This window comes from Tenacibaculum sp. ZH5_bin.1, from assembly GCF_042865525.1.
Classification (GTDB): Bacteria; Bacteroidota; Bacteroidia; order Flavobacteriales; family Flavobacteriaceae; genus Polaribacter; species Polaribacter mesophilus.
The window spans coordinates 1,359,429-1,386,191 of record NZ_JBEGIO010000001.1 but is presented as its reverse complement, the minus strand read 5'-3'; the positions used below and the strand labels follow the sequence as shown (position 1 = coordinate 1,386,191).

The following is a 26,763-nucleotide window of genomic DNA, read 5'->3' as shown; positions in this document are numbered from 1 at the left end:
TTTTTATTAAAACGCCCTGATATCAGGGCGTTTTTTTATGTTAAAAAATTGTTTATTTAAGATATATTTATGATTTTAGCGATTAATTAATTCAAATAATTACATAATGAGAACAAAGTTTAATGGAATTTTAACGCTATTCCTAGCGTTGATTGTGCAAATATCCTTTGCACAAGAAAGAACGATTTCAGGTACTGTTTCAGATGAATCTGGTCCATTACCGGGAGTTACGATCTTAAAAAAAGGTACTGCACAAGGTACTGAAACTGATTTTGATGGAAATTACTCTATTCAAGCTAAAACAGGAGATGTTTTAGTTTTCAGTTTTGTTGGTATGAAAACTACTGAAAAAACTGTTGGAGCTTCTAACCAAATTAGCGTTGTGTTAGAAACAGATAATTTATTAGAAGAAGTAGTTGTTGTAGGTTATGGTACTACTACAAAAAAATCTTATGCTGGTACAGCATCTGTGGTTAAAGCTGAAAACATTGAGGCTAAATCTTTTTCTAACGTATCTCAAGCATTAGCTGGTGAGGTTTCGGGTGTAACAGTAATTAACACTTCAGGGCAACCAGGTTCTATTGGTACTGTACGTATTCGTGGTTATGGTTCTCCTTTAGGTAATCGTAGTCCATTATATGTGGTCGATGGAATCCCTTTTGCTGGAAATTTTGATTTGAACTCAATCAACCCTTCTGATATCAAAAACACTACGGTACTAAAAGACGCTACAGCAACAGCTATTTATGGTTCTAGAGGTGCAAATGGAGTTATTCTTATAACTACAAAAAGTGGTAGCAACAACTCTGAAAGAAGCTCTATAGAGGTTGATGTTAAAACAGGTATCAACACACAGCTTATACCTAGATATGATGTTCTAACATCTCCTGAAGAATATATCGGTTATACATGGGAAGGTATTTATAATGAGGGCGTTATCGATAGTAGTACTGACCCTGTAGCTTATGCCAATGCAAGATTATTTACTTCAGTTGGAGCTGGTAACGGTTATAATATGTGGAATGTTGCTGATGCTTCTGCTTTAATAGATCCTGCTACAAAAACTGTTCGACCTGGTGTTCAACGTCTTTTTACTCCAGAAAAATATGCAGATTTAGCTTTTGGTACTGGGATAAGACAAGAAGCTAACGTACGTTTTTCAGGTGGTTCAGAAAAATCTAAATATTTTGCTTCATTTGGTTATCTTGATGACAGTGGTTATTCTTTAAACTCAGATTATAGAAGATATACTACAAGACTTAATTTAAACTCTGATGTTAAAGATTGGTTAAATATAGGAGTAAATATAGGTTATGCTTATTCTGAAAGCACAAATAATGGTCAGATTGAAGGAGCTGAAAATGTATTCGAATTTGCTGATAAGATGGCTCCTATTTATCCAGTATATGCGAGATACCCTAACTCAGGCCAATTAATTCCTGATCCTATTTATGGTGGCAACCAATTTGACTATGGTGCTCCAACAGGAACTACAAATGGTTTTGATAGAGATAGACCTATATCAAACTTATTAAATCCTATTGGTTCTGCTATTTTAGATTTAGATGCATTTGATACTCATGCATTAAATGGTAGTTTTAGTGCTAATTTTAAATTAACTGATAAATTATCTTTTGAAACTAAATTTGGAGGTCAATACTCTATAGAACAAAGAAATAATGTTAGTAACCACGCTTACGGTACTGCTGCTGGAGTTAATGGAAACATTACTGTTAGAAACAGAGTTAGATGGTCTCAAACATTTTTACAACTTTTGCGTTATAAAACCTCTTTTGGAGATCATAATTTAGAGGCTTTGGCTGCTCATGAAACTTTTGAGAGAAGATTTGTACAAGATCAAGCTTTTAAACAAAATATAGTTGTTCCTGGCTTATATAACTTAAATAATTATTTAGAAGCTAGTGCTGCAGCCTCAGGCTATGAAGTTGGCTCGGGAATTGAGTCTTATTTTGGACAAGTAAACTATAACTATGCTGGAAAGTATTATTTCACAGGATCGTTGAGAACGGATGGTTCTTCTAGATTTGTAAACGATAAGTGGGGTGTATTTGGCTCAGTTGGTGCTTCATGGGTTGTTAGTGAAGAAGACTTTATGCAAGACAGTTTTATTTCTTACTTAAAAGCAAAAGCTTCTTGGGGTGTAACAGGAGATCAAGACGGTGCCTTAAATACTTCTGGTTTTGATATATTCAATGTTAATTTTATTGGAGGTGGTGCTGCTATTGATTTACGTTTAGCTGGTAACCCTGATTTAACTTGGGAAACAACTAGAATGTTCCAAACTGGTGTTGAATTGAGTTTAGGTAATTATGTTGATGCTAACTTTGACTATTATATAAGAAATACTGATAATTTATTTTTCAACAGAAGACTTGGACCTTCTTCAGGACTTTCTTCTATTTTGGTAAATGATGGAGAAGTTCAATATAACGGATTCGAGTTTGATGTTACTACACATATAATAAATAAAGAAAACTTTAAACTTGACCTGTCTTTGAACGGAGAAGTCTTAAGTAATGAAATGAAGACTATGCCTTTGGATCCTTCAACTGGTTTACCTAAAATTCTTGATTCAAATTCAAGTGAGGATGGAGGTTACGCTTATGCTCAAGGACGTTCTATTTTTGACTTTTATATGCAAGAGTGGGCTGGTGTAGACCCTAATGATGGTGCGCCATTATGGAATCAATACTATAATGATGCAAATAACAATGATGTATTAGATGCTGGTGAAGATGATTTTAGCACTTTAGAAAATGGAGATGACAGTACTACTGGTTCTCTTTATGAATATAGATTAAACGCATCAAATGCTAATATTAAAAAAACTACAACCAAAAACTACTCTAATGCAACTCAAGTATTTCTTAATAAGTCACTAATTCCTGATGTAAGAGGTGCTTTTAGATTATCTGGTAAATTAAGTGACTTTGATTTTTCTACTCAGTTTACTTATAGTTTAGGAGGATATGCATATGACAACACTTACGCAGAACTTATGTCTGGAAATAACAACTTTCACGTAGATATTAGAAATAGATGGCAAAATCCTGGTGACCAAACTAATGTGCCTCTTTTAGCTAACGATTCTGATGTTGTTGCTAATATTTCTTCTGCGTCTTCTCGCTTTATAACTAGTACTGATTTTATAGCATTAAACAATGCTAGAATTGGGTATACCTTACCTAATAAGTTCTTAGGAGAGTCTGGTATTGATTTATTAAATATTTGGATATCTGGAGATAATCTTTTTAACGAAACTACTAGAAGAGGTTTTAACCCTGCTGTTACAGAAACTGGAAGCTCTGCACGTAGAATATACGCTCCTGCTACAACGTTAACTTTAGGTGTAAGAGTTAAATTTTAAATTTTATTAACATAATAATTATGAAAAAAATAATAAAAATATCATTAGCAATTATGACTATAGGTTTTTCATATAGCTGTGCTGATGAACTATTAGATAATAGTGGAGTTTCTGGTGATAGTCAACCTACCCAGTACCTTACTAGTGCTCAAGCTGAATTTGGCACAAACACAAATCCAGATATACCTGCTGCTTTTGCTAATGGTATTTACGCACAAATGATTCAAGTTGGTAGTGGTGGTTCTGACTCTCAAACTGACTTTGGACAAAAAGGGCAAGATATTTATGCTGATATTGTATCTGGAGATATGGCTCTAACTGCTTCTGCTTTCCGCTGGTATAATAGAATATCTCAACTTGATGTTACTCAAAACTTCATAAGAGGTGAAAATAGAATCATTTGGAGATATTATTATAGAATCGTTAGATCAGCTAATACAGTTATTAAGAGTTTAGGTGGTAACGACTTTACTCCTACTATTGATGAAAACAAGTTTGCAATGGGACAAGCTAAAGCAATGAGGGCTTATGCTTACTTTTATTTAACTCAATATTATCAAAGAGAATATAATCCTAGTGAGTTAATTTTACCTATGCCTATTGAGGCTACTAGTACAAATCTTCCTAAATCTTCTGCTCAAGAAGTTTATGACTTGATGGAGAAAGATTTAACAGAGGCTATAGCTTTATTAGACGGTTTTGAAAGAACTTCTAAAAACCAAGTAAATAAAGATATTGCTCAAACTTTATATGCATATGTTTTAGGTGCTAGGGGTACTGACTTCCCTAAAATGGCAACTCTAACGCAAAATGTTATTGATGCTAATAAGTTTATTATTAAGTCTGCTAATACTGTTACCGATGGCTTCAACAGTGTTAATGACCCTAGTTGGATGTGGGGTATTGACATAGTTCCTGAAAATGGATTAGGTTTAGTTTCTTGGTGGGGTCAAGTCGATGCCTTTTCCTATAGTTACGGATGGGCTGGTGATTATAAAGCCATTGATATAGGGCTTTATAACCAAATCCCTGCTAATGATGCAAGAAAAGCTCAATTTTTTGCGAACTCATCAAGTACTAGATATTTACAACCTTTATTTAAATTCTATTGGGCTCCTAATGTAGATGTAGGTTCTGGACCTCAAACTGGTCTTGGTGCTGATTATGTTTATATGCGTATTGAAGAAGTTTATTTATTAAACGCTGAAGCAAATGCTCGCTCTGGTAATGAAGGGGCTGCTAGAAATAGTTTGAAAGCTGTTATGCAAAATAGAGTTCCAGATGTTACTTATATTGATGCTTTAAGTGGTCAATCATTATTAGATGAGATATACTTGCAAACTCGTATTGAATTATGGGGAGAAGGTAAGAGTTATTTAGCAATGAAGCGTTTTAAAGCTACAGTAAATAGAGGTTCAAATCATATTTTCTTAGCTAATGAATCAATGGATTATAATGAAGAAAAAATGACTTTTGAAATTCCTCAAGATGAAATTCAAAACAATCCTTTCTTGAATGATCAAAATCAATAATTATAATAAGACATAATTATTCATAGTCTTAACCACCTCTAACGAGGTGGTTTTTTTATACCATAAAATCAACTACATTTGCAACATGGAACAAAACACAAATATTTTCGGTATTAGAGCCATTATTGAAGCTATAGAAAGTGGAGCTTCAATTAACAAGGTATATCTTCAAAAAGGTTTACGAGGAGAATTATTTTTTCAATTAGATAAGCTCCTAAAGAAGAATAAAGTATCAACTAGTGTAGTTCCTACTGAGAAGTTAGATCGTTTATCTAAACATAACAATCATCAAGGTGCTGTAGCTAAAATTTCACCTATTGACTTTTATGATTTAGAGAACTTAATTGAAGAAGCATTAGAATCTGATAAAACTCCCCTATTTTTATTATTAGATCAAGTTTCTGATGTAAGGAATTTTGGGGCCATTATTAGAACAGCAGAATGTACTGGTGTAAACGGAATCATCATTCAAAAAAGTGGTAGTGCTCCTGTAAATGCTGAAACCATTAAAACTTCAGCTGGAGCTGCTTTTAAAGTACCTATTTGTAAAGTAGATCATATTAAAGATGCCATTTTTCAACTAAAAGCTGCAGATATTAAATTAGCTGCTGCTACTGAAAAAACTGAAAATTCAGTTTTTGATGTTAATTTAAATCAACCTATGGCAATCATCATGGGTTCTGAACACAAAGGAGTAAGTAACTCTGTTTTAAAAATGGTGGACTATAAGGCTAAATTGCCACTTCTAGGTGAAATTGAATCTTTAAATGTTTCAGTTGCTTGTGGTGCGTTCTTATATGAAGCTGTAAGACAACGTTTATAATATTTTAAATCCTGCTTAGTGCAGGATTTTTTATTCCTCTTCCTTGTAGATATAACGGTATTTTATTTCCTTCAATTCTAACTCGGCTTCTTCTACAATTGGTGGAATATAGTTTCCATTTTCATCAAACATATCATCAAATTCTGTTTTAGAGAACTCAAACCTTTCCTTAATTATACCTTTATTTTTGTATAACAAAGCTAATACTATTCCTGTAATTAACCCTGATAAATGACCTTCCCAAGACATTCCTTCTTTAATCGGTAATACATACCAAACCATACTTCCGTATAAAAATATGGTGATAAAAGAAACAGCTACTAACCTGTAGTTTTTCTTTATAATCCCACTAAAAAGAACAAAACTAAAAAGCAAATACACAATTCCACTCGCTCCAATATGGTAGGATTCTCTTGCAATTAACCAAGTTAGTAATCCAGTAATAATCCCTCCAAATAACAAAACTTTAATTGCTACTTCCTTATAAAAATAAAAAAGACAAGCTGAGAGCACAAATAAAGGAACTGAATTATTAAAAAGATGCTTGGTGTCACTGTGAATAAAAGGAGAGCACAAAACCCCTTTTAAACCACTAAAATTTCTCGGAAAAACTCCAAATTTATTGAAATTCCATCCAAATTTAATTTCTATCCAGTATACAAGCCAAATTGTAAAAACAAACAGGAAAGGAATAGTAAAAACTGTTGGAGAAAATTTTAGTTGCTGTTCTGTGTTCATAGCCATTAAAATAACAAAAATAAATCCAAAGCAGTATTTCTGAAGTTCTGTCATAAATCTTTGCTATTTTTACATTATGAATCAACCTTTGGCAGAAAGAATCCGTCCACAAAGTTTAAGTGACTATATTAGTCAACAACATTTAGTGGGCGAAAATGGAATTTTAACCAATCATATAAAACAAGGAATTATTCCTTCACTAATTTTATGGGGGCCTCCAGGAATTGGAAAAACTACCTTAGCCAATATTATTGCAAATGAATCTGGACGTCCATTTTATACCTTAAGTGCTATTAGCTCTGGAGTAAAAGATGTTCGCGAAGTAATTGAAAAAGCAAAGAAAAGTGGCGGATTGTTCACGCAAAAAAACCCTATTTTATTTATTGATGAGATTCATCGTTTTAGTAAATCTCAACAAGATTCTTTATTAGGCGCTGTTGAAAAAGGTTGGGTAACTCTAGTTGGCGCTACCACTGAAAACCCAAGCTTTGAGGTTATACCTGCCCTACTCTCTCGCTGCCAAGTGTATATATTAAATTCTTTTGATAAAAATGATTTGGTTGCTTTGTTACATCGCGCAATGGAAAAAGATGAAATCATTTCTCAAAAAAAAATCAACTTAAAAGAAACCGATGCACTGCTTCAAGTTTCTGGTGGGGATGCGAGAAAACTTCTGAATATTTTTGAATTATTAGTTTCTGCTGATGATGAAATTGAGGTTACTAATGAATTGGTGTTATCTAAAATTCAAAAAAATACGGTTCGTTATGATAAAACAGGTGAACAACATTACGATATTGTTTCTGCTTTTATAAAATCTATCAGAGGAAGTGATCCCAACGCAGCAGTGTATTGGTTAGCTCGTATGATAGAAGGCGGAGAAGATGTGAAGTTTATTGCTCGTAGAATGCTTATTGCTGCTTCTGAAGATATTGGTAACGCAAACCCTACTGCGTTAATTTTAGCCAACAATACCTTTCAAGCTGTTTCTGTAATTGGCTATCCAGAGTCTAGGATTATTTTAAGCCAGTGCGCTGTATATTTAGCAAACTCTGCCAAAAGTAATGCTTCTTATATGGCTATAGGTGAAGCACAAAATTTAGTTAAAACAACTGGTGATTTGTCTGTTCCGTTGCATTTACGTAATGCTCCTACTAAATTAATGAAAGACCTAGACTACGGAAAGGAATATCAATACTCTCACAACTACGCTGGTAATTTCGTAAATCAAGAATTTTTACCCGATGAGATAAAAAACACAAAATTGTATGAACCAGGTAACAATGCTCGTGAAAATCAATTTAGAGAACTACTGAAGCAACGTTGGAAAGATAAATACAATTATTAGTTACAATACAAATAGGTTATGAATTATAAACTAAAAACTTTTATCAAAGTTGCTCAGTATTCAAGTTTTACACTTGCTTCTAAAGAGTTGAATATTTCACAACCTGCCGTTTCTAAAACTATTTCAAAATTAGAAGAAGAATACAATACAACTTTTTTTAATAGATCACGAAACTCTATTTCATTAACAAATGAAGGAAAAATTTTTCTTGATTATGCTTATAAAATTACTGAGTTATTTGAAGAATTAAAGAATTCTTTTCTTTTAAATGAAAAGAGCATTTCTCTTGAATTTAATATAGGATTGAGCACCACAATTGCTACGTATGTGATACCAAAAGTACTCGCTAAAATAAAACAAAACTCTAATAATATAAAGTTCAATATAATTAGTGGTAATACAAAAGATATTGAACATAAGATTTTAAATCAAGAATTAGAGTTTGGTATTGTAGAAGGAAAATCTTCTAATCAATTATTACGATACTCAAAATTTATAAAAGATGAGATTGTGCTGGTTACAAGCACTAACAATAGCAATAGTAAAAGCTCTATATCAAAAAAAGAACTAAGTGAAATACCTTATGTAAGTCGTGAAGTTGGTTCGGGTACACGTGAGGTAATTGAAGAAACTTTAAAGAAAAACAACATTACTACACTAAACAGAGTAATAACATTAAATAACACAGAGGCTATTGAACAGTATTTGCATTACTCTAACTCTTATGCTCTCTTATCTATCCACGCTGTAACGGAAAAACTCATTCAAAACAAATTAAAAATAGTTGATATTAAAGGGCTTTCTTTTGAACGTGAGTTTGATTTTGTTTGTAGGACAAACTATCAATCAAAAAAAATGGACCTACTTTATAAATTAATTAAAACCAACTATAACTTTTAGTTATCTTATATAACTATTTAATTTCCTTTTTAGCTATATTTCAGTCGTAGTTTTGTTTCATCAAATTCTTAGAAAAAATGAAACAATTCTATCTAATTATCTTTTTTATATTCTCTTTAACACTAGCCTTCGCTGGCTACATTTCTAGCCCTTTTACTTTAGTATTTGGCTTTATTTTGACATCTATTTTTGGTAATCCTTTTCCAGAAAAAACTAAAAAAGCAACTCAAATTCTTTTAAAAACGTCTGTTATTGGTTTAGGTTTTGGAATGTCTTTAACTGAAACTATACAAACAAGCAAAGAAGGGTTTATTTTAGCTACTTTATCAATTATTTTAACCGTAACTCTAGGTCTCTTTTTTATTAATTTTTTCTCAATTGAGAAAAAGTTAGGCTTTTTAATTACTTCGGGGACTTCTATTTGCGGCGGAAGTGCTATCGCTGCTATTTCACCTGTAATTAAAGCTAATCATAAAACTATAAGTATCGCTATTGGAGTTGTTTTCTTTTTAAATGCTATTGCCTTATTTATATTTCCTCCTTTAGGACATCTTTTTGGTTTAACTCAACAACAATTTGGAATTTGGTGCGCCATAGCTATCCACGACACCAGTTCTGTTGTAGGGGCTGCTTTAGAGTATGGTGATGAAGCTTTGCAAATAGCAACTACTGTGAAACTTGCTCGTACTTTATGGATTATACCTTTATCTTTTTTTGCTATGCTTCTTTTTAAGTCTAGTGATAGAAAAATTAAAACCCCTTATTTTATTATTGGATTCATTGTAGCAATGCTACTCAACAGTTATCAAGTTGTTCCTGAAAGTTTTTCAATAAACATCGTAGAATTATCTAAAAGACTTCTCGTAGTAACCTTATTTTTAGTAGGAATGAATTTAACTGGTAAGGATTTAAAAGAAAGTGGTATTAAGCCTGTTATTGTTGCTTCTCTTTTATGGATATTTATAAGTGTTTTTTCACTACTCTTTATTATTGTTTCTTAAAGAGTAGTGAAAAATATGCATTAGAACTTTATTTGATATTGTTTTGTTGTTTTAGTTCCATCCATATAATACTCAGCAAACCAAAAATCTCCATTTTTATATAAAATTCCATTCTTATCTTTAATTACAAAAACGTCTTTTACATTCGTTTTTAATACTTGAAAAACAACTTCAGGTTTTGTGTTTACTAACTGGAATCCGTTAGTTGTTAATTGTGCATACAATACATTCTTTGTTGTGTTTTCTTCATTAGCCTGCACTGTTTTATTTTTTACTACCTCAACAGTTGAAACCACTGGAGCTACTTCTTCTTCTTTTACAGTAGTTACTTCTTTTGATGGTGTATACTTGTACTTTAATGCCTGTACTGATTTAAAAGCATTACGAATAGCTTCATGATAGGCCTTTTTGTAATCTTTCTCTTTACTTCTTCCTTCTTTAGATGCAAACACCACTTTGTTATTACAATCTTTTAACTCTACAATACTCTTTGTTGTAAATAATCCTGATTCATCTCTTACTGTACCTGTTAAAGCTAAACACCTATTATTTACAACTTCTTCTGGTAACTTCTCATCTTCTAATAGTGCTGTAAAGCCATACTTATTGAATAAGAATTTTGTTAATGAACTTGTTTGGTATTTATCTTTACCTTTTAAAAAGTCAAACTTTGTTGGTACAATAACATACTTGTAAGTATTAATAGATTTTTGCGCAAAACTTGTTGCTGTGATTAATAATAAAACGTAAACTATTTTTTTCATTTATTTAAATATTAAATTAACTCCTAGTTGAAAAGAGGTTATATTGGCATCAGCAATATCGGCAATTTTAAACAAATTGTCCACTACACCGTATATGTTTAACTTTCCTGTTTTTACTGATAATCCTAATCCAAAATTAGTGTATGAAAAATCATCAACTGTATAGGTTATTTTACTCCTCACTCCTTTTATTAAAATTCTTTCATAAAAACTTGTAAATGCGAATTTAGGTCCTGTAGGTCTAAAAACAGCAAACAACTGACCACCAATAGCATTGTTATAAAATTTATTATACGTCATATCGTAGCAAGTTTCTTCTCTTCTTGATTTTCCCCAACTATGTTTAACTGAACTATTAAACTTTATAGGACGCATTACTGTGTATGAATTTTTATCTTCTTCATTAGGTATTTGGCTTTCTATGTCGTTCTTTAAGTCTTCCCAATAATTACGATTTGTTCCATCGTATTTAAACTCAATACCAGAAAAATCATAACTTCCTTTTACAGATGCATTTCTATTTCCTTTTGAATAATTCACAAAACCTACATCTAACAAACTAGCTGTTAATTCAGTTTGTTTATTAATCTTATAGGTAATTCCAAAATCTATACCTAAGCCCAAGTTTCCTCCCAAAAGTGATCTACTAATGATATCTTTTGTAGAAATTTCAACATTATTATTTTCATTATAAATACCAGAGCTATAAACCGCGGCATCAATATTATTTAAATGGTGTGTGTAAATATTATCTTGACCTAATTTTGTTGCAAAACTTCCTTTATTTTCAGTAGAAGTAACATTAGCTATTCCCGAATAAATTTTTAACCTCCCCCCTACTGTTAACTTATCATTTACTTTTTTTGAAACACCAACATGGAGAACACTTAATACTTCAGATTTTACCGAAACTTCTGATGCCAAAAAATCTTTATTTAAGTTGGAAGCATTGCCATCATTAATTAGTTGTAATATATTTTTTGGCACCGCCATAAATGCGTCTACTTCTGTATAAAAACCTCCAGATATATAATACTTATCATTAAGTTTATAGCCTGCATTTAGTATTTCTATTTGTGTGTTTAACTGTACATAATCGTTAACTGATAATTTATTTAATGCATTCCTATACTTAACATTAAAATTAATCATATCATTTCTAAAAACATCAGCTACTGTAACATCACCTGTTACTCCGGCTTGAAAAGACACTCCTGATAAAAAGGGAATTCCTACATGATATTTATAATTAACGGTTGCTCCTGGGTTTAATAATAATGTTTGTGGTATTTCATCGAACCCATATAAAACTTGTTTATTTTGACTGTTTATTTCGTGTATTACGATTATAAACAACAGCAATAAAATGTATAAATGTTTCATTAATTTATTTTAAAATAAAGGGTTCCTGCTGATTTAAAAGTAAACTTTTTGGGTTCGTTGATATCAATCACGGTACCGTCTGAACTTGGTAATAGCTCAAGAATTAATTCAATTTTAGTTGAATTTAAAATACTTGAATTACTCAAAACATCAATAACCTCTTGAAAGTTAAAAGCCTGAGTGTTTTTGGGAATATTAATTGATGTAACTCTATACGTTACTGCATTATTCTCGTCGAGAAAATTAAAATTAAGTTTAAAGTTTCTATCAAAAGGATTATTTATTTCAAAATTAAGTTCAATTTTATTTAAATCTTCAGCTCCTTCATTATTAAAAACTTCTAACCTTGAAACCTCTCTTATTCTTGCTATTTCAATTCCTGTTGGTGTAACTAATGAAGTTTGATCAAGATTGGCATACACTAATGATGCAACAATAACTGGTGTTATTTCTATATCTTCTGCTTGACTAAAATCAATATCTTTTATACATGACATATGTGTTATTAAAACAAATAATATAAAGAAGTGTTTTACTTTCTTATTTTTATTTATTTTCAGAATATTATTCATTTATAAATATTTTTTTAATTCAATTAATGAAGTTATTTGTTGGACATCTTTACTTTTTATTTCTTCTGAAAAGTGAATTACTTTCATTTCTGAATTTAGAGCACCAATAATATCAGCCTCATAATTGTCACCTATCATAACAGACTCTTTTGCTTTAGCTCCGGCTTTTTCCAATGCAAACTTAAAAACCTTTGAATTAGGTTTTTTAGCTCCAACACATTCAGATGTGATTACTTGTTTAAAAAAATTACTAATTCCTGACTTTTTTAGTTTTAATTTCTGCACCTCTTCAAAACCATTAGTAATGATATGTAAATCATACTTCTTTTCTAAGTACTCTAGTACCTCTTTAGTATTATCAAATAGGTGGTTAAAGTTTGGTAAATATTCTATGTAATCTTTAGATATTTGGTTTATTAAATCATCAGAAACTTCATAATTTAAATTATCAAATGTTTCTTTTAATCGATAATACCTTAAAGCTGATTTTTCTATTTTATCTTCTCTGTATAGTTTCCAAAACTTAAAGTTCAAAGGCATATAAACTTTTAAAAAATCACCTACTGGAATAGTTATATTTTGTTCTTTAAAAATTTGATTAAAGGTTAGTTTAGAGTTTTTATCAAAGTCCCATAATGTATGATCTAAATCAAAAAACAAATGTTTTATATCCATATTATCTATGTATTTCTTACTATTTTTATCATTGAATTGTATAATCTATTCCAGCCTCTCCATCTTAAATAATTACTTAAACTTTCATTATGAAATACTGTTATAAAAGTACCATTTACCGCCTTTACTTCATTTTTTAAATCTCTAATTTTTCCTAATGACTGTTTTGGTGTTAACTTCATGTAATCGTTTAACGTTGTATCCATCAAAGCAAATGGGAATATTTTTAATGGTGTTTGAATTTCAAAATCTAAATCGTAAAAGTGAAAAGGTGTACATGTAGTTGCTCGAAAACCAACATGTGTTGTATATCCCATTGAATAGTCTTCATCTATCTCTAAATCTATTAACTGTTGATATGTTTCTGGTAAAGACACTCTTAAATAGTGCTGTCTTGAACGCTTAATAGGCATATTAGTTATGTTTTCTAAACGCTCTTTTTCCTTTTTTAACATAGCCGCATTATTAACGGTGTAATAAGAAGGATGTAAGCCTACACGAGCGTAATCAACCATATCTTTTATTAACAATTTAAATTTTCTTTTAGAAGCAGAAACATTAGTATCGAATGTAGTATAATCACCTATTAAAAAGAAAAATATAGTTCTTATGTTATATGTTTTCTTTATATCTATTATTTCTTTAAAGGTATCAAATGGGTCTTTTTTAATATTAAAAAAGACAGCAAATCTATCCCAAACTGTAAAAATCTTAAACTGAGAAATGTCTTTTAAAAAACCTCCCAATATCCTAATAAAACTTTTATACTTATATGCATAAGCATTATCCACATCTATTGTAGATATATACTTATATTTTCTTGTAGTATGTTTAAAATCAGGAAATTTTTGCTTTAAAGTATCGAGAAACTTATATGCCCATATATCAACAAGTGGCTTTTCTAAAAACCCATTTTGATATGCTATACTTTCTTTTACCGAAAAACGGCCATGCTCGTCTTTAATATGCGGTAAATATTCTTCATATCTTGATATTAAATAAAAACTAGCAGCAAAAATATCAAATGGGATCTCAGAAGTTTCAGCCGTTGAAAAAAAACAAGGAGCTTCATCCCATTTTTGAATAATTATTTCTACATCCTTTACACCTTGTTGAAACAACAACTCATTACTTTCAACAAAAAACTCTTTTCCTAAAGGAACATTTGTATATGAAAACTTAGGTCCATTATAAGCTACAAATTCCTCTACTTTCCCTGTAAAATCAATCTGAACTTGTAAAATACGAGTAAATATATGTTTAAAAATATAACGTACTCTAGGAGTAACTTTATGGGTATAAATAAGTATCATAAATAGTAACTAGAATCGTAAAACGACTATAAAATTCCTTCATCTGCAAAGCTAAAATAAGCTTTTTCAGTAACTATTAAGTGATCTAGTAATTTAATATCTAAGGTAACACCTGCTTGCTTTATTTTTTTAGTGATATCAATATCTGATTTACTTGGTGATAATTTTTCTGAAGGGTGGTTATGACAAACAATTACTCCAATTGCAGAAAGCTCTAAGGCTCTCTTATACAACAATCTTACATCTACCAAAGTAGCGGTAAATCCTCCTTTACTTAATTGGTGTTTTGCTAATACTTTATTTGAGTTATTAAGATATAATACCCAAAATTCTTCGTATTGTAAATCACCTATAAGTGGTTGCATAATTTTTGCTACATCAATAGAACTTTTTATTTTAGGCACACTTGCTCTTCCTACAAACTGTCTTCTTTTACCAAACTCTAAAGCAGTTACCACAGATATTGCTTTTGCCTCCCCTATTCCTTTAAATTTCATTAACTCCTCTATAGATAATTTTGCTAAAGCATTTAAGTCGTTGTTTACTGATAATAATATTCTTTTTGCTAAAGCAACTGCACTTTCATCTCTATTTCCAGAGCCAATCAAAATAGCTACTAATTCGGCATCTGACAATACTGTTTTTCCTTTAGACATTAACTTTTCTCTTGGTCTATCATCTAATGCCCACGATTTAATAGAAATCTTATTCATATTATTTTTTTTCCTTTTCACAGTCTTATAAATACGTAAATAAACGTAGTCGTTTAATTACAAAACTTTAATTGTTTTTTCTTTTAAATTTATAAATATAATTCATTTTTTGCACAACCAAAAGAAGCACAGTATCTTTGCATTCTATCTTTTTTAATTTTTAATATGAAGATTATTATAGCCGGGGCTGGAGACGTTGGTTTTCATTTGGCTAAACTCCTTTCTTACGAAGCACAAGACACATATGTAGTCGATTTTGATGGTGAAAAATTAGAATATCTAAATAATCATTTAGATGTTATCACCAAAAAAGGAGACGCTACCTCTATAAAGTTATTGAAAGAAATAGGTGTAAGCTCTGCCGATTTATTATTAGCAGTTACTGAAAGTCCTAATACAAACTTTACGATTTCTGTAATAGGTAAAGCATTAGGTGTTAAAAAAACAATTGCTAGAATTAGTAATCCTGAATTTTTAAACAACCCTTGTATTAATTTTAAAGATTATGGTGTAGATTTTATGATCTCTCCAGAAGAATTAGCTGCGGAGGAAATTAAGTCTCTACTAAATCAATCTTCGTTTAACGATACTGTAGCCTTTGAAAATGGAGTTTTTAATATCATGGGAACTACACTTGGCTATAAATCTCCTATTTTAGACCTTACTGTTAAAGAAACTAAAGAGAAGTTTTGTTTAGTAGACTTCATTACTATAGCTATAAAACGTGAAGGGACCTCTCAAACAATTATTCCTCGTGGAGATACTGAGTATAAAATAAACGACCAAGTATATTTTTCTGTGCCAAAATATAGTATTGATAAACTATACCCTATCATAGGAAAAGAATATATAGATATTAAAAATGTAATGATCTTGGGAGGAAGCCGTGTTGGAAGAAAAACAGCGAGAAAACTCTGCAAAGATAATTTTAAAGTAAAGCTAATTGAAAAAGATAAAGACAAAGCCTTACAACTTGCAGAAGATTTACGTAATACATTAGTTATTTACGGTGATGGTAGAGATTTAGAATTGCTGGAAGAAGAAAGTATTAGAGAAATGGATGCTTTTGTGGCTGTTACTGGAGACTCTGAGACCAACATCATGTCCTGTTTAGTAGCTAAATCCAAAGGTGTAAAAAAGACAGTAGCTTTAGTAGAGAATATGGATTATATTAACATTTCTCAAACTATTGGTATTGATACGTTAATTAATAAAAAATTAATTGCTGCAAGTAATATTTTCCGTCATATTAGAAAAGGGGAAATTGTAGCCTTAGCTAATCTGCATAATGTTGATGCTGAAGTTTTTGAATTTGAAGTACATCCAGGTGCTAAAGTAACTCAAAAAATCATTAGAGAATTACGCTTTCCTAGAGAAGCCATTATTGGAGGTGTAATTAGAAATGGAGAAGCATTAATGTCTTTTGGTGATTTTCAAATGCAAAGCGGTGATAGAGCCATTGTTTTCTGCTTACCTGAAGCTATAAATATCGTAGAAGACCTATTTAAGTAATGGAAAACCTTAATCTTAAATTAGTCTATCGTTTTTTAGGAGTTACAGCTATCCTGAATGGGTTATTTATGTGGCTTGCCTTACCCATAAGTTTTTATTACAACGAATCCGCTAAATTAGGAATTCTAAATGCCGGAATTATTACGATAGCAATTGGTTCTTTATTGTTTTTTTTCAATAAACCCGATAATAAAAACATTCATAAAAAAGAGGGATACCTTATTGTTACTTTAGGATGGCTTACCTTATCGTTCACAGGAATGCTTCCCTATCTACTCACAGAAAGTATACCGAACGTAACTAATGCTTTTTTTGAAACAATTTCTGGTTACTCAACCACAGGTTCCTCTATTTTAACCGATATAGAATCTATGCCTAAGGGTATTTTATTTTGGCGAAGTTGTACACACTGGATTGGAGGCATGGGAATTATTGTACTTACCATTGCTATTTTACCTTTATTAGGTATCGGAGGTATGCAACTTTTTATGGCTGAAGCCCCAGGTCCTTCTGCTGATAAACTACACCCAAGAATTACTGATACAGCAAAACGCTTATGGTTAATTTATGTATTGTTAACTGCTATTGAATTTTTACTACTAAAAGTAGCTGGAATGACTTGGTTTGATGCTATTAATCATGCTATGGCGACCGTAAGCACGGGTGGATTCTCTACTAAAAATGCTAGTGTAGCTCATTGGAATAATGCTCCATTAATTCAGTACATTATCATCTTTTTCATGTTTATTGCTGGTACTAATTTTGTACTCACCTATTTTGCATTAAAAGGAAAAGTTAGAAAAGTTATACAAAGTGAAGAATTCAAATACTACCTTTTTGGTATTCTTGGAATAGCTACCATTGTAGCTTTAATGATTATCTTTTTTCAAGATCCCAATCTACAAACTACTATAGAACATCCTAAAGTATGGGGTGAAGTAGAAAGTGCAATAAGACATTCTTTATTCTCTGTTATATCTGTAGTGACCACAACTGGTTTTGTTACTGCCGATTTTACAATGTGGAGCTTTTTTGTTACCGCAATATTTTTCTCTTTATTTTTTTTAGGAGGTTCTGCAGGGTCTACATCTGGAGGAGTGAAAATTGTTCGTCACATTATCTTGTTGAAGAATAGCTTTCTTGAATTTAAAAAATCATTACACCCAAATGCCATAATACCTGTTCGTTATGACGGAAAAGCAGTTAATCAAACAATTATATTCAACATACTTTCATTTTTTGTACTCTACATGCTAATTTTTATAATTGGTACTGTTGTTCTAGCCCTTTTAGGTTTAGATATAAAGTCTGCTTTAGGAGCATGCGCTTCTTCATTGGGTAATATCGGACCTGCTATTGGAAGTGTTAGTCCTGTAGACAATTTTAACCATTTATCAGCAGGTGCTAAATGGTTTTGCTCTTTTCTAATGTTAATTGGTCGTCTAGAGCTATTTACTGTGTTAATTTTATTAACTCCTTTTTTCTGGAGAAAAAACTAACTTAAGTAATAAACTTACCTATAAAAAACATCTCTACTTATACGTATATACCTTAAAAGTACACGTTTGCATATTAATCGAATACGCTTAAACAATAGAATTAAAGTTTAGTGCGGTTTGTTTTTATATTTGGTTTATAGAAAACAAATATTCAACATTTAGCAATTTTACACACTTGTAACAAAAAACTATAACCAACAAATAATTAAACAGTTACACAAAGCATATTGTTTTTTTTACTAAATTGTTGTTCTTAACATTAACTACTAAACTTTTTATTTATGGAACCATTTTTAGGTCAAATTACGATGTTCGGAGGAAACTTTGCTCCAAGAGGTTGGGCATTTTGCGATGGACAATTACTGGCAATTTCACAAAACTCTGCTTTATTTTCAATTTTAGGAACCACGTACGGAGGAGACGGAAGAACAACTTTTGCTTTACCCGATTTAAGAGGTAGAGCTCCAATAGGCCCTAGAAATGGCCCTGGCTTAAGTGATTATAGATTGGGTCAAAGAGGAGGGGTAGAAACGGTTACCTTAAACATTACTCAAATGCCAAGTCATAATCATGCAACTCAAAACAATACAGCTGCTGACCAACATATTCAATTAAGTGCTGATGCTGGTATTCGTAGTACTCCTCAGGCAGGAGATGTTCCTGCTGGAGCAAGTTTTGGATCTGGTATTAGTGCCACACCTGTAAATGCTTATGGACCAGCTAACAATACTGTTAATGGACAAACTATTAGTGCTAATGCTGGTTTGAATATACTTAATACAGGTGGAAACCTACCACATACTAATGTACAACCTTACTTAGCTGTTAATTATATTATTGCTTTGGTAGGTGTTTTTCCTTCTAGAAATTAACTTATTTGCTATAATTCATTTGATAAAATAAAACTCTAGTGAAAATCATTAGAGTTTTATCTGTAAAATTATTTAACCAATCATATACTAAATAAAAATGAAACATCATTACTTTAAATTCTTATTGAATATACTTGTTTATTTTGTGCTTATTTTTTCTAATAAGCAATTGAACGCTCAGACCCCTAGTACTATGGAATTTGGTTCATCAACTGTGGTTTTAGCAACTGGTACAAATCCTAGTGCTGATCAATCAGTTAATTCTCTATTAAATAGCTTTGATATCTCTAGTACATCTAGTGGCAACATTGTTCTTGCCTTTGCCACAAATGGGAACGGAGTAGGTACTGATGCAATTGGTGGAGCCTCGGATGCTGTATTAGCTTGGGCAGGAAACGGTACTTTTTCTGTTAGTTCTGGAACACTATCAACAGATAGTGGTGGGGAAATAGGTATTACATCAATGCAATTTGCTTACCAACAAGCTATAGGTGGTAGCACACTTGATTTCACATTCATTGGTAAAAAAGATGGTGCAACAGTTGGTACACTTGTCTTAGTAGACCCTGCTCATAACTCTGCTATAAATATAAACTTAGCTTCACCTACTACAGGTTCTTTTTCAGATATTGACGAAATAGTTATAACACCTGCTACTCCTATTTTTGGGGGATTTTCAATAGATGGTATGGTAGTTACATCTGCTTTTTCCAATACAGCACCTGTAATTGGAGGAACAACCGCTGGTCAAAGTGTAAATGATAATAGTACTCTTTCTCCTTTTTCAAGTATCACAACTACAGATGCAGATGGAGATAACTTATCTGCTACCATTACATTAGATAATAATGCAAAAGGAACATTAACAGGTACCGGCCTTATTGGTTCTGGTCCTTATACAATTTCAAGTACTACTCCCGCAGACCTACAATCAAAACTAAGAGCTTTATCGTTTAATCCAACAGACAATAGAACATCAACAACAGAAACGACCACTTTTACAGTAGTTATTAATGATGGTACTGTTGATGATACGGATAACACAACAACTGTGATTTCAAGTGCAGTTGCACCTGCTGTTTCTAGTGTGAGTGTACCTACCAATGCAACTTACGTAACAGGACAAAATTTAGATTTTACCGTAAACTTTGACGAGGATGTAACTGTAAATACTACAGGAGGAATACCGCAAATAGCTATTACCATTGGAGCTACCATACGCCAAGCAACCTACATTAGCGGTAGTGGAACAAGTGCTTTGGTTTTTAGACATACGGTTCTTTCAGGGGATCTTGATACTGATGGTATTGCTGTTGGCTCTTTAGCTGCTAATGGCAGTACTTTGAAAGATTCTGGAGGAAAAGATGCTAATCTAACATTAAATAATGTGGGGGCAACTACTGGTGTATTAGTAGATGCAGTCGCCCCTACTGTAACAAATGTTAATGTACCTGCAAACGCCACTTACATATCAGGTCAAAACTTAGATTTTACTATTAACTTCAATGAAAACGTAATCGTAAACACTACTGGAGGAACTCCTCAATTAAGTATTACAGTAGGAGCAACTACTCGTCAAGCAACCTACATAAGTGGAAGCGGAACAAGTGCTTTACTGTTTAGATATACTATACAATCAGGTGATTTAGATTCTGATGGTATTGCTATTGGTACATTAGCTATAAATGGTGGTACTTTAAAAGACGTCGCTACTAATGATGCTAATCTAATTTTAAATAGTGTTGGAAACACAACCGCTGTATTAGTGGACACAGTTGCTCCCATTATAACAAGTGTTAATGTGCCTTCAAACGCTACTTATGTTACAGGTAATAATCTAGATTTTACCGTTAACTTTAATGAAAATATTATAATCAGTACTACTGGAGGAACTCCTCAATTAAGTATTACAGTAGGAGCAACTACTCGTCAAGCAACTTACATCAGTGGAAGCGGAACAAGTGCTTTACTGTTTAGATATACTGTACAGTCAGGTGATTTAGATACTGACGGTATAATGGTTTCTTCTTTAACTGCTAACGGTGGTACTCTAAAAGACACCGCTACTAATGACGCTAACTTAACTTTAAATAGTGTTGGAAGTACAACCGCTATATTAGTAGATACAATTGCTCCTATTGTAACAAGTGTTAATGTGCCTTCAAATGCTACTTATATAGCAGGTAATAATCTGGATTTTACTGTTAATTTTAATGAAAATATTACAATCAGTACTACTGGAGGAATTCCTCAAGTCGCTATTACTATTGGGGCTACTATACGTCAAGCAACTTACATCAGTGGTAGTGGAACAAGTGCTATAGTCTTTAGATACACAGTACAATCAGGTGATTTAGACACTGATGGTATAACGATTTCTACTTTAACTGCTAACGGAGGTACTTTAAAAGACGCCGCCACTAATGACGCTAACTTAACTTTAAATAGTGTTGGAAATACAGATGGTGTTCTTGTAGGAGTACAAACTATTACTTGGACAGGAGCTAGTGATAATGATTGGAATACAGCTTCAAACTGGGATTCTAATAGTGTTCCATCAACAAATTCTGATATTATTATTCCATCAGGATTAACAAATTATCCAACAGCTTCATCTGCTATTACTTTTAATTCTCTAACAATTAGTAATGGGGCTTCTTTTATACCTCAAAGTACTGTTACTGGTACCGTTACTTATAAAAGAAATTTACCAACTACAAACTGGTATTTAGTATCACCCCCTGTTGCTGGTGAAACTTTAGAAGATATTATTGCTAATCATACCTTGGCTTCTGGTACTGGTGGTAATTTAGGACTTGCTCCTTATAGCAATATTACTGGCCCTGCATGGTTATATGTTCAAAGTGGTAATACAGGAACCATTACTAATGGAATAGGTGTTTCTATTAAATTAGCTACTCCTGGAGAAGTTTCAATCAGTGGAACAGCTAATACTTCTAATATTACTAAAGCTATTTCTACAGGTAGTAGAACTAATTACAACCTTGTAGGAAATCCGTATACATCATACATTAATTCTGCTAGTTTTACAGCTGCTAATTCTGCTGTACTTACCAGCGAAACTATTTGGTTGTGGAATGGAACTCAATACATAACCAAAAACGCTATCAATCCAATTGAAATTGCTCCGGGGCAAGCTTTCTTTGTAGAAGCTGCGGTAAACAATAATGTTATCTTTAGTTCAGCCAACCAAAGTCATCAAAATTCAGATACATTCATGAGACAGGAACCTATTCCTTCAATTGAATTATCTATTGACAATAACGATGTTAAAAGATCTACAGATATCTTTTATGTTTCAGGAAAGACTACAGGATATGATAGAAGTTATGACTCAAAAATGTTTGGGGAAGATACTTCTAACTTAGCTGTTTTTACTGAGCTAATAACTAATAACCAAGGAAAACAATTAGCTATTCAAACATTACCAAACTCTAATCATGAAAATATGATTGTTCCTGTAGGTATTAAAGGAAAAGCAGGTGAAAAAATAACTTTTTCAACTATTTCTAAAAATCTACCAGCTAATCTTAAAGTATACTTAGAAGATAGAACAAATAGAGTTTTTACCAATTTATCTGAAGATAATTATACTATAACTCTTACGAATGATACAAACGGTATTGGTCAATTCTATTTGCATACTAGCTCTAAAAAACTTGAAACACCTTCTGTTACCCCTTCATTAGATAATATTAGTATATATAGTTCTTCTAATAATGAAGTTACCATTGTAGGATTGCAAACTAAAGCCAATATAGTTGTTTACTCAATCTTAGGGAAAGAAATTTTAAATCAAAACATAAACTCTAACGGAGTAAGTAAAGTAAGCCTTCCTGAGGTATCTAGTGGTGTATATATTGTAAAGTTAAATTCTGAATTAGGAGAAATCACTAAAAAAATAATCTTAAAATAAGCTAGCTATAAAATCAAGTAATTATGAAGAAAAACATAAAAAAGACTGATACAAATTCTAAAAATATCACTCGCAAAGAAGCTCTAAAAAAAATTGGCGGTTATAGTAAATATGCTGCTTTAACGGCTTTAGGAACTTACATGATTTTAAATCCTCAAAAAGCACAAGCACAAAGCGCCCCAGAAAATCCTGGTAGTGGATTTTAATCTTAAAAACTTCATCCAAAAAACCTCGATAAAATTATCGAGGTTTTTTATCTTTAGTCAATCATGATAAATAAAATAATTAAACGAAATATAGATAATAAAAGTATTGTTTGGTTTCAAGATAACAATGAATATCTTGTTGTAGATCCTCTTGTGGCTGAAATACTCTCTCTTTTAGATCAAAACGTTGATAAGCAAGAGATAACTACTCAGATTACTAAGCAAGTTGATATTACTTATAAAGAAGCGTTCAGTTTAGTTATAGATATTGAGACTTTACTTATCTCTTCAAAAGAAACTAACAATAAAAGCAAAGCTCATCCTGTAGTTAAACCAACATCTTTTGCTTCAATAAAATATTATAAAATAAAGGATATAATTTTAGAAGTGAAGTATGCTTCTGACATAGAAACTTCTCTAATTCATCCAAAGTTTGCTCATTTAGAAACTGAAGAAACTAAAAATATCAATCATAAATTTGAAATCTTTAGTAATGACAATAGCATTTCTCTCTCCGTAGATGATATTGTTATTGATACTTGGAGCTTGAGAGAAGTGCATTATTTTCAGGGCAAATTTTCTATGGAATTAGTACAAAAAATCTATAAAAAAAATGAAGATGAATGGATAGGTGTTTTTCATGCTTCAGCAGTTAGCAATAACAATAATTCTATTTTATTTTTAGGAGACTCTGGAAATGGAAAAAGTACATCTTTAGCATTATTACAAGCCAATGGTTTTGCTTGTTTAGCCGATGATTTTGTACCTGTTGACAACTCTTTAAATGTACACAGTTTTCCTTCTGCTATATCTATCAAGAAGAATAGTCTAGAAACCTTACTTCCAATATATCCTGAGCTAAAAACATCCGCCGAATATCATTTTAAAAGACTAAATAAAATTGTTCGTTATCTGCCTACAAATAATCATGATTACTCTTTAAAGTTACCTTGCAAAGCTTTAATTTTTATTAAGTATCAAAAAAACAGTGGTTTAATCATTGATAAAATTTCAAATATTACAGCCTTTGAACAGTTAGTTCCTGATTCTTGGTTGTCTCCAATATCTCAAAATGCAGAGCTTTTCTTGGATTGGTTTGAAAAGCTACCATGCTATCAATTAACCTATTCTGATAATCAAAAAATGATTACTACTGTCAAAAATATCTTTGCTGATGAATTATAAAGAAACCCTTTTATTTGTTGCAAAATGTTTAACAATCACTCATGAAAGAGACAATTGTAAACTGGTTGAAGAAAAAATAAAAAACAATACGGTTGATTGGAACACTATAGTTAAAGTAAGTACAGCTCAATATGTGTTTCCTGCTTTATATTGTAATTTAAAACGAGCTGACTTCTTACACTATTTACCAACTGATTTAGTAGAGTACATGCAACACATTACTGGTCTAAACAGAAAACGAAATGAACATATTATAGCTGAAGCTAAAGAAATCAACGAGCTTTTGCTCTCAAATAATATCACTCCTATTTTTTTAAAAGGAACTGGTAATTTACTTGAAGGGTTATATGAAGATATTGCTGAACGTATGGTGGGAGATATTGATTTTTTGGTAAACCCTAAAAGCTTTCACTCCACTGTCAACCTTCTTAAAAAAAACGGATATATAGAAAAAACTCCCCACTATATAGATAATACAGTCTTAAATAGACACTATCCAAAAATAACTAAGAAAGGTAAAATTGCTGCAATTGAAGTTCATTACAAAATGATTTCTAATGAGAAAGGGTTTGACTTTAATTTTATTGAAAAAAGTGTAAATAAACTAGCTAATAAGACCACCGTTCTTTCTTATGGGAACCAAGTTCTCTTAACTAGTTTTAACAAGCAAGTCAACGACAAGGGACAATGGACTAAAACTATCTCTTTAAGAAACTCTTATGACCTTTATAGGTTATCTAAAAAAACCTCTGTAAAAACCGTTTTAAACAATTTTGATCATTCAGAGTCCAGTTATTTAAAAAACTTTCTCGCAGCTACTAACTACATATTTAACTCTCCTCAATCATTAGAATATAACAAAACTCATAAATCTGAGAAATACATCAAAAAAGTGATTTTCTTTATGAATACCCCTAAAAAAAGCACTCATAATAAAAGAAAATGGGAATTATACTTTTTATACAAACACCGTTTTTCTATTATTTTAAAGTCTTTTTATGTAAAAGAATATAGGAAATATCTGTTTGATAAATTTTTTAATCAACCAAATCCCTAACCTCATCAAAGTCTAAACCGCCATAATTACCAGAACTCATTAGTAACAAAGCAGTATTTTCAAGATTTTTACTAAATAAGAAGTCTTTAAACTCTTGTGGATTCGTATATATAATCAAATCATCTCGTTCAAACGCTTTAGCTATTTGTTCTTCAGAAACTTCATCTAACTGTTTAATTTTTACAGCATGGGGAGAATAAAATACTACTGCTTTGTCTGCTTTATCTAAAGCTCCTTTATACTCCGATAAAAACTCAGCATTTAAGCTCGAATAAGTATGCAACTCTAAACATGCTAACAAAGTTCTATTTGAGTATTGATCTTTAACCGCTGCTGTCGTAGCCGCTACTTTAGATGGTGAATGTGCAAAATCTTTAAACACAACTGTTGAAGAATTTTCAGCAATCTTTTCCAAACGTTTACTTGCACCTTTAAAGCTTGCTATCGCTTCATAAAACTCATCTTCATCAATTCCCATGTGTTGACAAATCCACTTTGCTCCTGCCAAATTTTGTAAGTTATGTTCTCCAAAAATTTCTAACGGTAAATCTCCTTCTTCAGTTTCCAAATAAGTAATTCCATTATCAATAAAATAATCTGGGGTTTTATAAGGATATTTTTTTATCGGGTGATTAGAACTTTCTACAACTTCTTTTAAAATCGCATCTTCCTCATTATACACCATAATTCCACCATTCGTTAAAGAATCTGTAAAAATTGAAAACTGTTCAACATAGTTTTCAAACGTTGGGAACACATTGATATGATCCCAAGCAATTCCACTTAACAATGCAATATTCGGTTTGTACAAATGAAACTTCGGGCGCATATCTATAGGAGAACTTAAATACTCATCACCTTCCAGAACAATAAACTCATTTTCTTTGGTTAAATGTACCATTGTATCAAAACCATCTAACTGAGCCCCTACCATGTAATCTACTTCCCTATCATGATAATTCAACACATGTAAAATCATAGAAGTAATCGTTGTTTTTCCATGAGAACCACCTATAACCACACGAGTTTTATCTTTAGACTGCTCATATAAGAATTCTGGATATGAATAAATTTTCACTCCAAGTTCTTGCGCTTTTAATAACTCTGGGTTGTCTTTTTTTGCGTGCATTCCTAAAATTACAGCATCTAAATCAGCGGTTATTTTTTCTGGAAACCAACCAAACTCATTCGGTAATAAACCTTTATTTGCTAAACGAGTTTTTGACGGGTCATGAATTGTATCATCACTTCCTGTTATTTGGTATCCTTTTTGTTGTAATGCGATTGCTAGGTTATGCATTGCGCTACCTCCGATAGCTATAAAGTGAATTTTCATAGTGTTGTT

The 26,763-nt window shown here is 31.6% G+C and carries 21 protein-coding genes; 13 read left to right on the top strand and 8 right to left on the bottom strand.

Annotation, left to right across the window (positions count from 1 at the left end; genetic code table 11):
• Positions 1-106: 106 nt before the first annotated feature.
• The 3 genes from ABHQ57_RS06380 (at position 107) to rlmB (ending at position 5,743) form a co-directional block, all read left to right on the top strand.
• Entirely contained in the window at positions 107-3,388 is a 3,282-nt protein-coding gene (locus ABHQ57_RS06380) for a SusC/RagA family TonB-linked outer membrane protein (RefSeq protein WP_167713424.1), read from the top strand.
• A gap of 20 nt (positions 3,389-3,408) precedes the next feature.
• Positions 3,409-4,920 carry a RagB/SusD family nutrient uptake outer membrane protein gene (locus tag ABHQ57_RS06375; protein WP_159490046.1) on the top strand — a complete coding sequence of 504 codons (1,512 nt, stop codon included), beginning with the start codon at positions 3,409-3,411 and terminating at the stop codon, positions 4,918-4,920.
• Between the two features lie 85 nt (positions 4,921-5,005).
• A complete protein-coding gene (rlmB, locus tag ABHQ57_RS06370) occupies positions 5,006-5,743 on the top strand; it encodes a 23S rRNA (guanosine(2251)-2'-O)-methyltransferase RlmB (protein WP_167713422.1) in 738 nt (245 codons plus the stop codon).
• A gap of 30 nt (positions 5,744-5,773) precedes the next feature.
• Here rlmB and ABHQ57_RS06365 read toward each other — a convergent pair whose 3' ends face one another.
• Positions 5,774-6,535 (bottom strand): rhomboid family intramembrane serine protease, encoded by a 762-nt coding sequence (locus ABHQ57_RS06365; protein ID WP_231128383.1) that lies wholly within the window; start codon positions 6,533-6,535, stop codon positions 5,774-5,776.
• A 22-nt stretch (positions 6,536-6,557) separates the two neighbouring features.
• Here ABHQ57_RS06365 and ABHQ57_RS06360 point away from each other — a divergent pair, with 22 nt between their 5' ends.
• From ABHQ57_RS06360 to ABHQ57_RS06350, 3 genes are all read left to right on the top strand, one after another.
• Positions 6,558-7,829, top strand: coding sequence for a replication-associated recombination protein A (locus ABHQ57_RS06360; RefSeq protein WP_047789843.1), 1,272 nt, complete (start codon positions 6,558-6,560; stop codon positions 7,827-7,829).
• An 18-nt stretch (positions 7,830-7,847) separates the two neighbouring features.
• A complete protein-coding gene (locus ABHQ57_RS06355; RefSeq protein ID WP_159613077.1) occupies positions 7,848-8,729 on the top strand; it encodes a LysR family transcriptional regulator in 882 nt (293 codons plus the stop codon).
• A 77-nt stretch (positions 8,730-8,806) separates the two neighbouring features.
• Positions 8,807-9,730 carry a YeiH family protein gene (locus tag ABHQ57_RS06350; RefSeq protein ID WP_389862835.1) on the top strand — a complete coding sequence of 308 codons (924 nt, stop codon included), beginning with the start codon at positions 8,807-8,809 and terminating at the stop codon, positions 9,728-9,730.
• Positions 9,731-9,750: 20 nt separating this feature from the next.
• Here ABHQ57_RS06350 and ABHQ57_RS06345 read toward each other — a convergent pair whose 3' ends face one another.
• The 6 genes from ABHQ57_RS06345 to radC all read right to left on the bottom strand — a co-directional run bounded on the left by ABHQ57_RS06345 (position 9,751) and on the right by radC (position 15,150).
• Positions 9,751-10,494 (bottom strand): hypothetical protein, encoded by a 744-nt coding sequence (locus ABHQ57_RS06345; protein ID WP_047789846.1) that lies wholly within the window; start codon positions 10,492-10,494, stop codon positions 9,751-9,753.
• Positions 10,495-11,877 (bottom strand): DUF5723 family protein, encoded by a 1,383-nt coding sequence (locus ABHQ57_RS06340; protein WP_389862833.1) that lies wholly within the window; start codon positions 11,875-11,877, stop codon positions 10,495-10,497.
• Positions 11,877-12,374: a hypothetical protein gene (locus ABHQ57_RS06335; RefSeq protein ID WP_047789848.1), complete on the bottom strand. Its 498-nt coding sequence runs from the start codon at positions 12,372-12,374 to the stop codon at positions 11,877-11,879. The genes ABHQ57_RS06340 and ABHQ57_RS06335 overlap by 1 nt, the downstream gene beginning before the upstream one ends.
• Before the next feature lie 75 nt (positions 12,375-12,449).
• Positions 12,450-13,124, bottom strand: coding sequence for a YjjG family noncanonical pyrimidine nucleotidase (locus ABHQ57_RS06330; RefSeq protein ID WP_073181445.1), 675 nt, complete (start codon positions 13,122-13,124; stop codon positions 12,450-12,452).
• A 5-nt stretch (positions 13,125-13,129) separates the two neighbouring features.
• A complete protein-coding gene (locus tag ABHQ57_RS06325) occupies positions 13,130-14,437 on the bottom strand; it encodes a polysaccharide deacetylase family protein (RefSeq protein WP_047789850.1) in 1,308 nt (435 codons plus the stop codon).
• Positions 14,438-14,463: 26 nt separating this feature from the next.
• On the bottom strand, positions 14,464-15,150 hold the full coding sequence (gene radC / locus ABHQ57_RS06320) for a DNA repair protein RadC (RefSeq protein ID WP_073181449.1): 687 nt from the start codon (positions 15,148-15,150) through the stop codon (positions 14,464-14,466).
• A 165-nt stretch (positions 15,151-15,315) separates the two neighbouring features.
• Between radC and trkA the strand changes: the two genes are divergently transcribed.
• From trkA to ABHQ57_RS06285, 7 genes are all read left to right on the top strand, one after another.
• The gene (gene trkA, locus ABHQ57_RS06315; protein WP_047789852.1) at positions 15,316-16,662 is read left to right on the top strand and encodes a Trk system potassium transporter TrkA; all 1,347 of its coding nucleotides are present in this window, start codon (positions 15,316-15,318) and stop codon (positions 16,660-16,662) included.
• Entirely contained in the window at positions 16,662-18,161 is a 1,500-nt protein-coding gene (locus ABHQ57_RS06310; RefSeq protein WP_159613088.1) for a TrkH family potassium uptake protein, read from the top strand. The genes trkA and ABHQ57_RS06310 overlap by 1 nt, the downstream gene beginning before the upstream one ends.
• Before the next feature lie 281 nt (positions 18,162-18,442).
• Entirely contained in the window at positions 18,443-19,033 is a 591-nt protein-coding gene (locus tag ABHQ57_RS06305; RefSeq protein WP_047789854.1) for a phage tail protein, read from the top strand.
• A gap of 193 nt (positions 19,034-19,226) precedes the next feature.
• A complete protein-coding gene (locus ABHQ57_RS06300) occupies positions 19,227-22,970 on the top strand; it encodes a T9SS type A sorting domain-containing protein (RefSeq protein WP_167713414.1) in 3,744 nt (1,247 codons plus the stop codon).
• A gap of 23 nt (positions 22,971-22,993) precedes the next feature.
• A complete protein-coding gene (locus tag ABHQ57_RS06295; protein ID WP_167713412.1) occupies positions 22,994-23,176 on the top strand; it encodes a hypothetical protein in 183 nt (60 codons plus the stop codon).
• 63 nt (positions 23,177-23,239) lie between these two features.
• Complete coding sequence (locus ABHQ57_RS06290) at positions 23,240-24,361, top strand: hypothetical protein (protein ID WP_167713411.1); 1,122 nt, start codon at positions 23,240-23,242, stop codon at positions 24,359-24,361.
• Positions 24,351-25,418 carry a nucleotidyltransferase family protein gene (locus tag ABHQ57_RS06285; RefSeq protein ID WP_073181457.1) on the top strand — a complete coding sequence of 356 codons (1,068 nt, stop codon included), beginning with the start codon at positions 24,351-24,353 and terminating at the stop codon, positions 25,416-25,418. The genes ABHQ57_RS06290 and ABHQ57_RS06285 overlap by 11 nt, the downstream gene beginning before the upstream one ends.
• On the opposite strand, the gene murC is transcribed toward ABHQ57_RS06285, so the two are convergent.
• The gene (gene murC / locus ABHQ57_RS06280; protein WP_389863178.1) at positions 25,399-26,754 is read right to left on the bottom strand and encodes a UDP-N-acetylmuramate--L-alanine ligase; all 1,356 of its coding nucleotides are present in this window, start codon (positions 26,752-26,754) and stop codon (positions 25,399-25,401) included. The genes ABHQ57_RS06285 and murC overlap by 20 nt on opposite strands.
• Positions 26,755-26,763 lie beyond the last annotated feature (9 nt).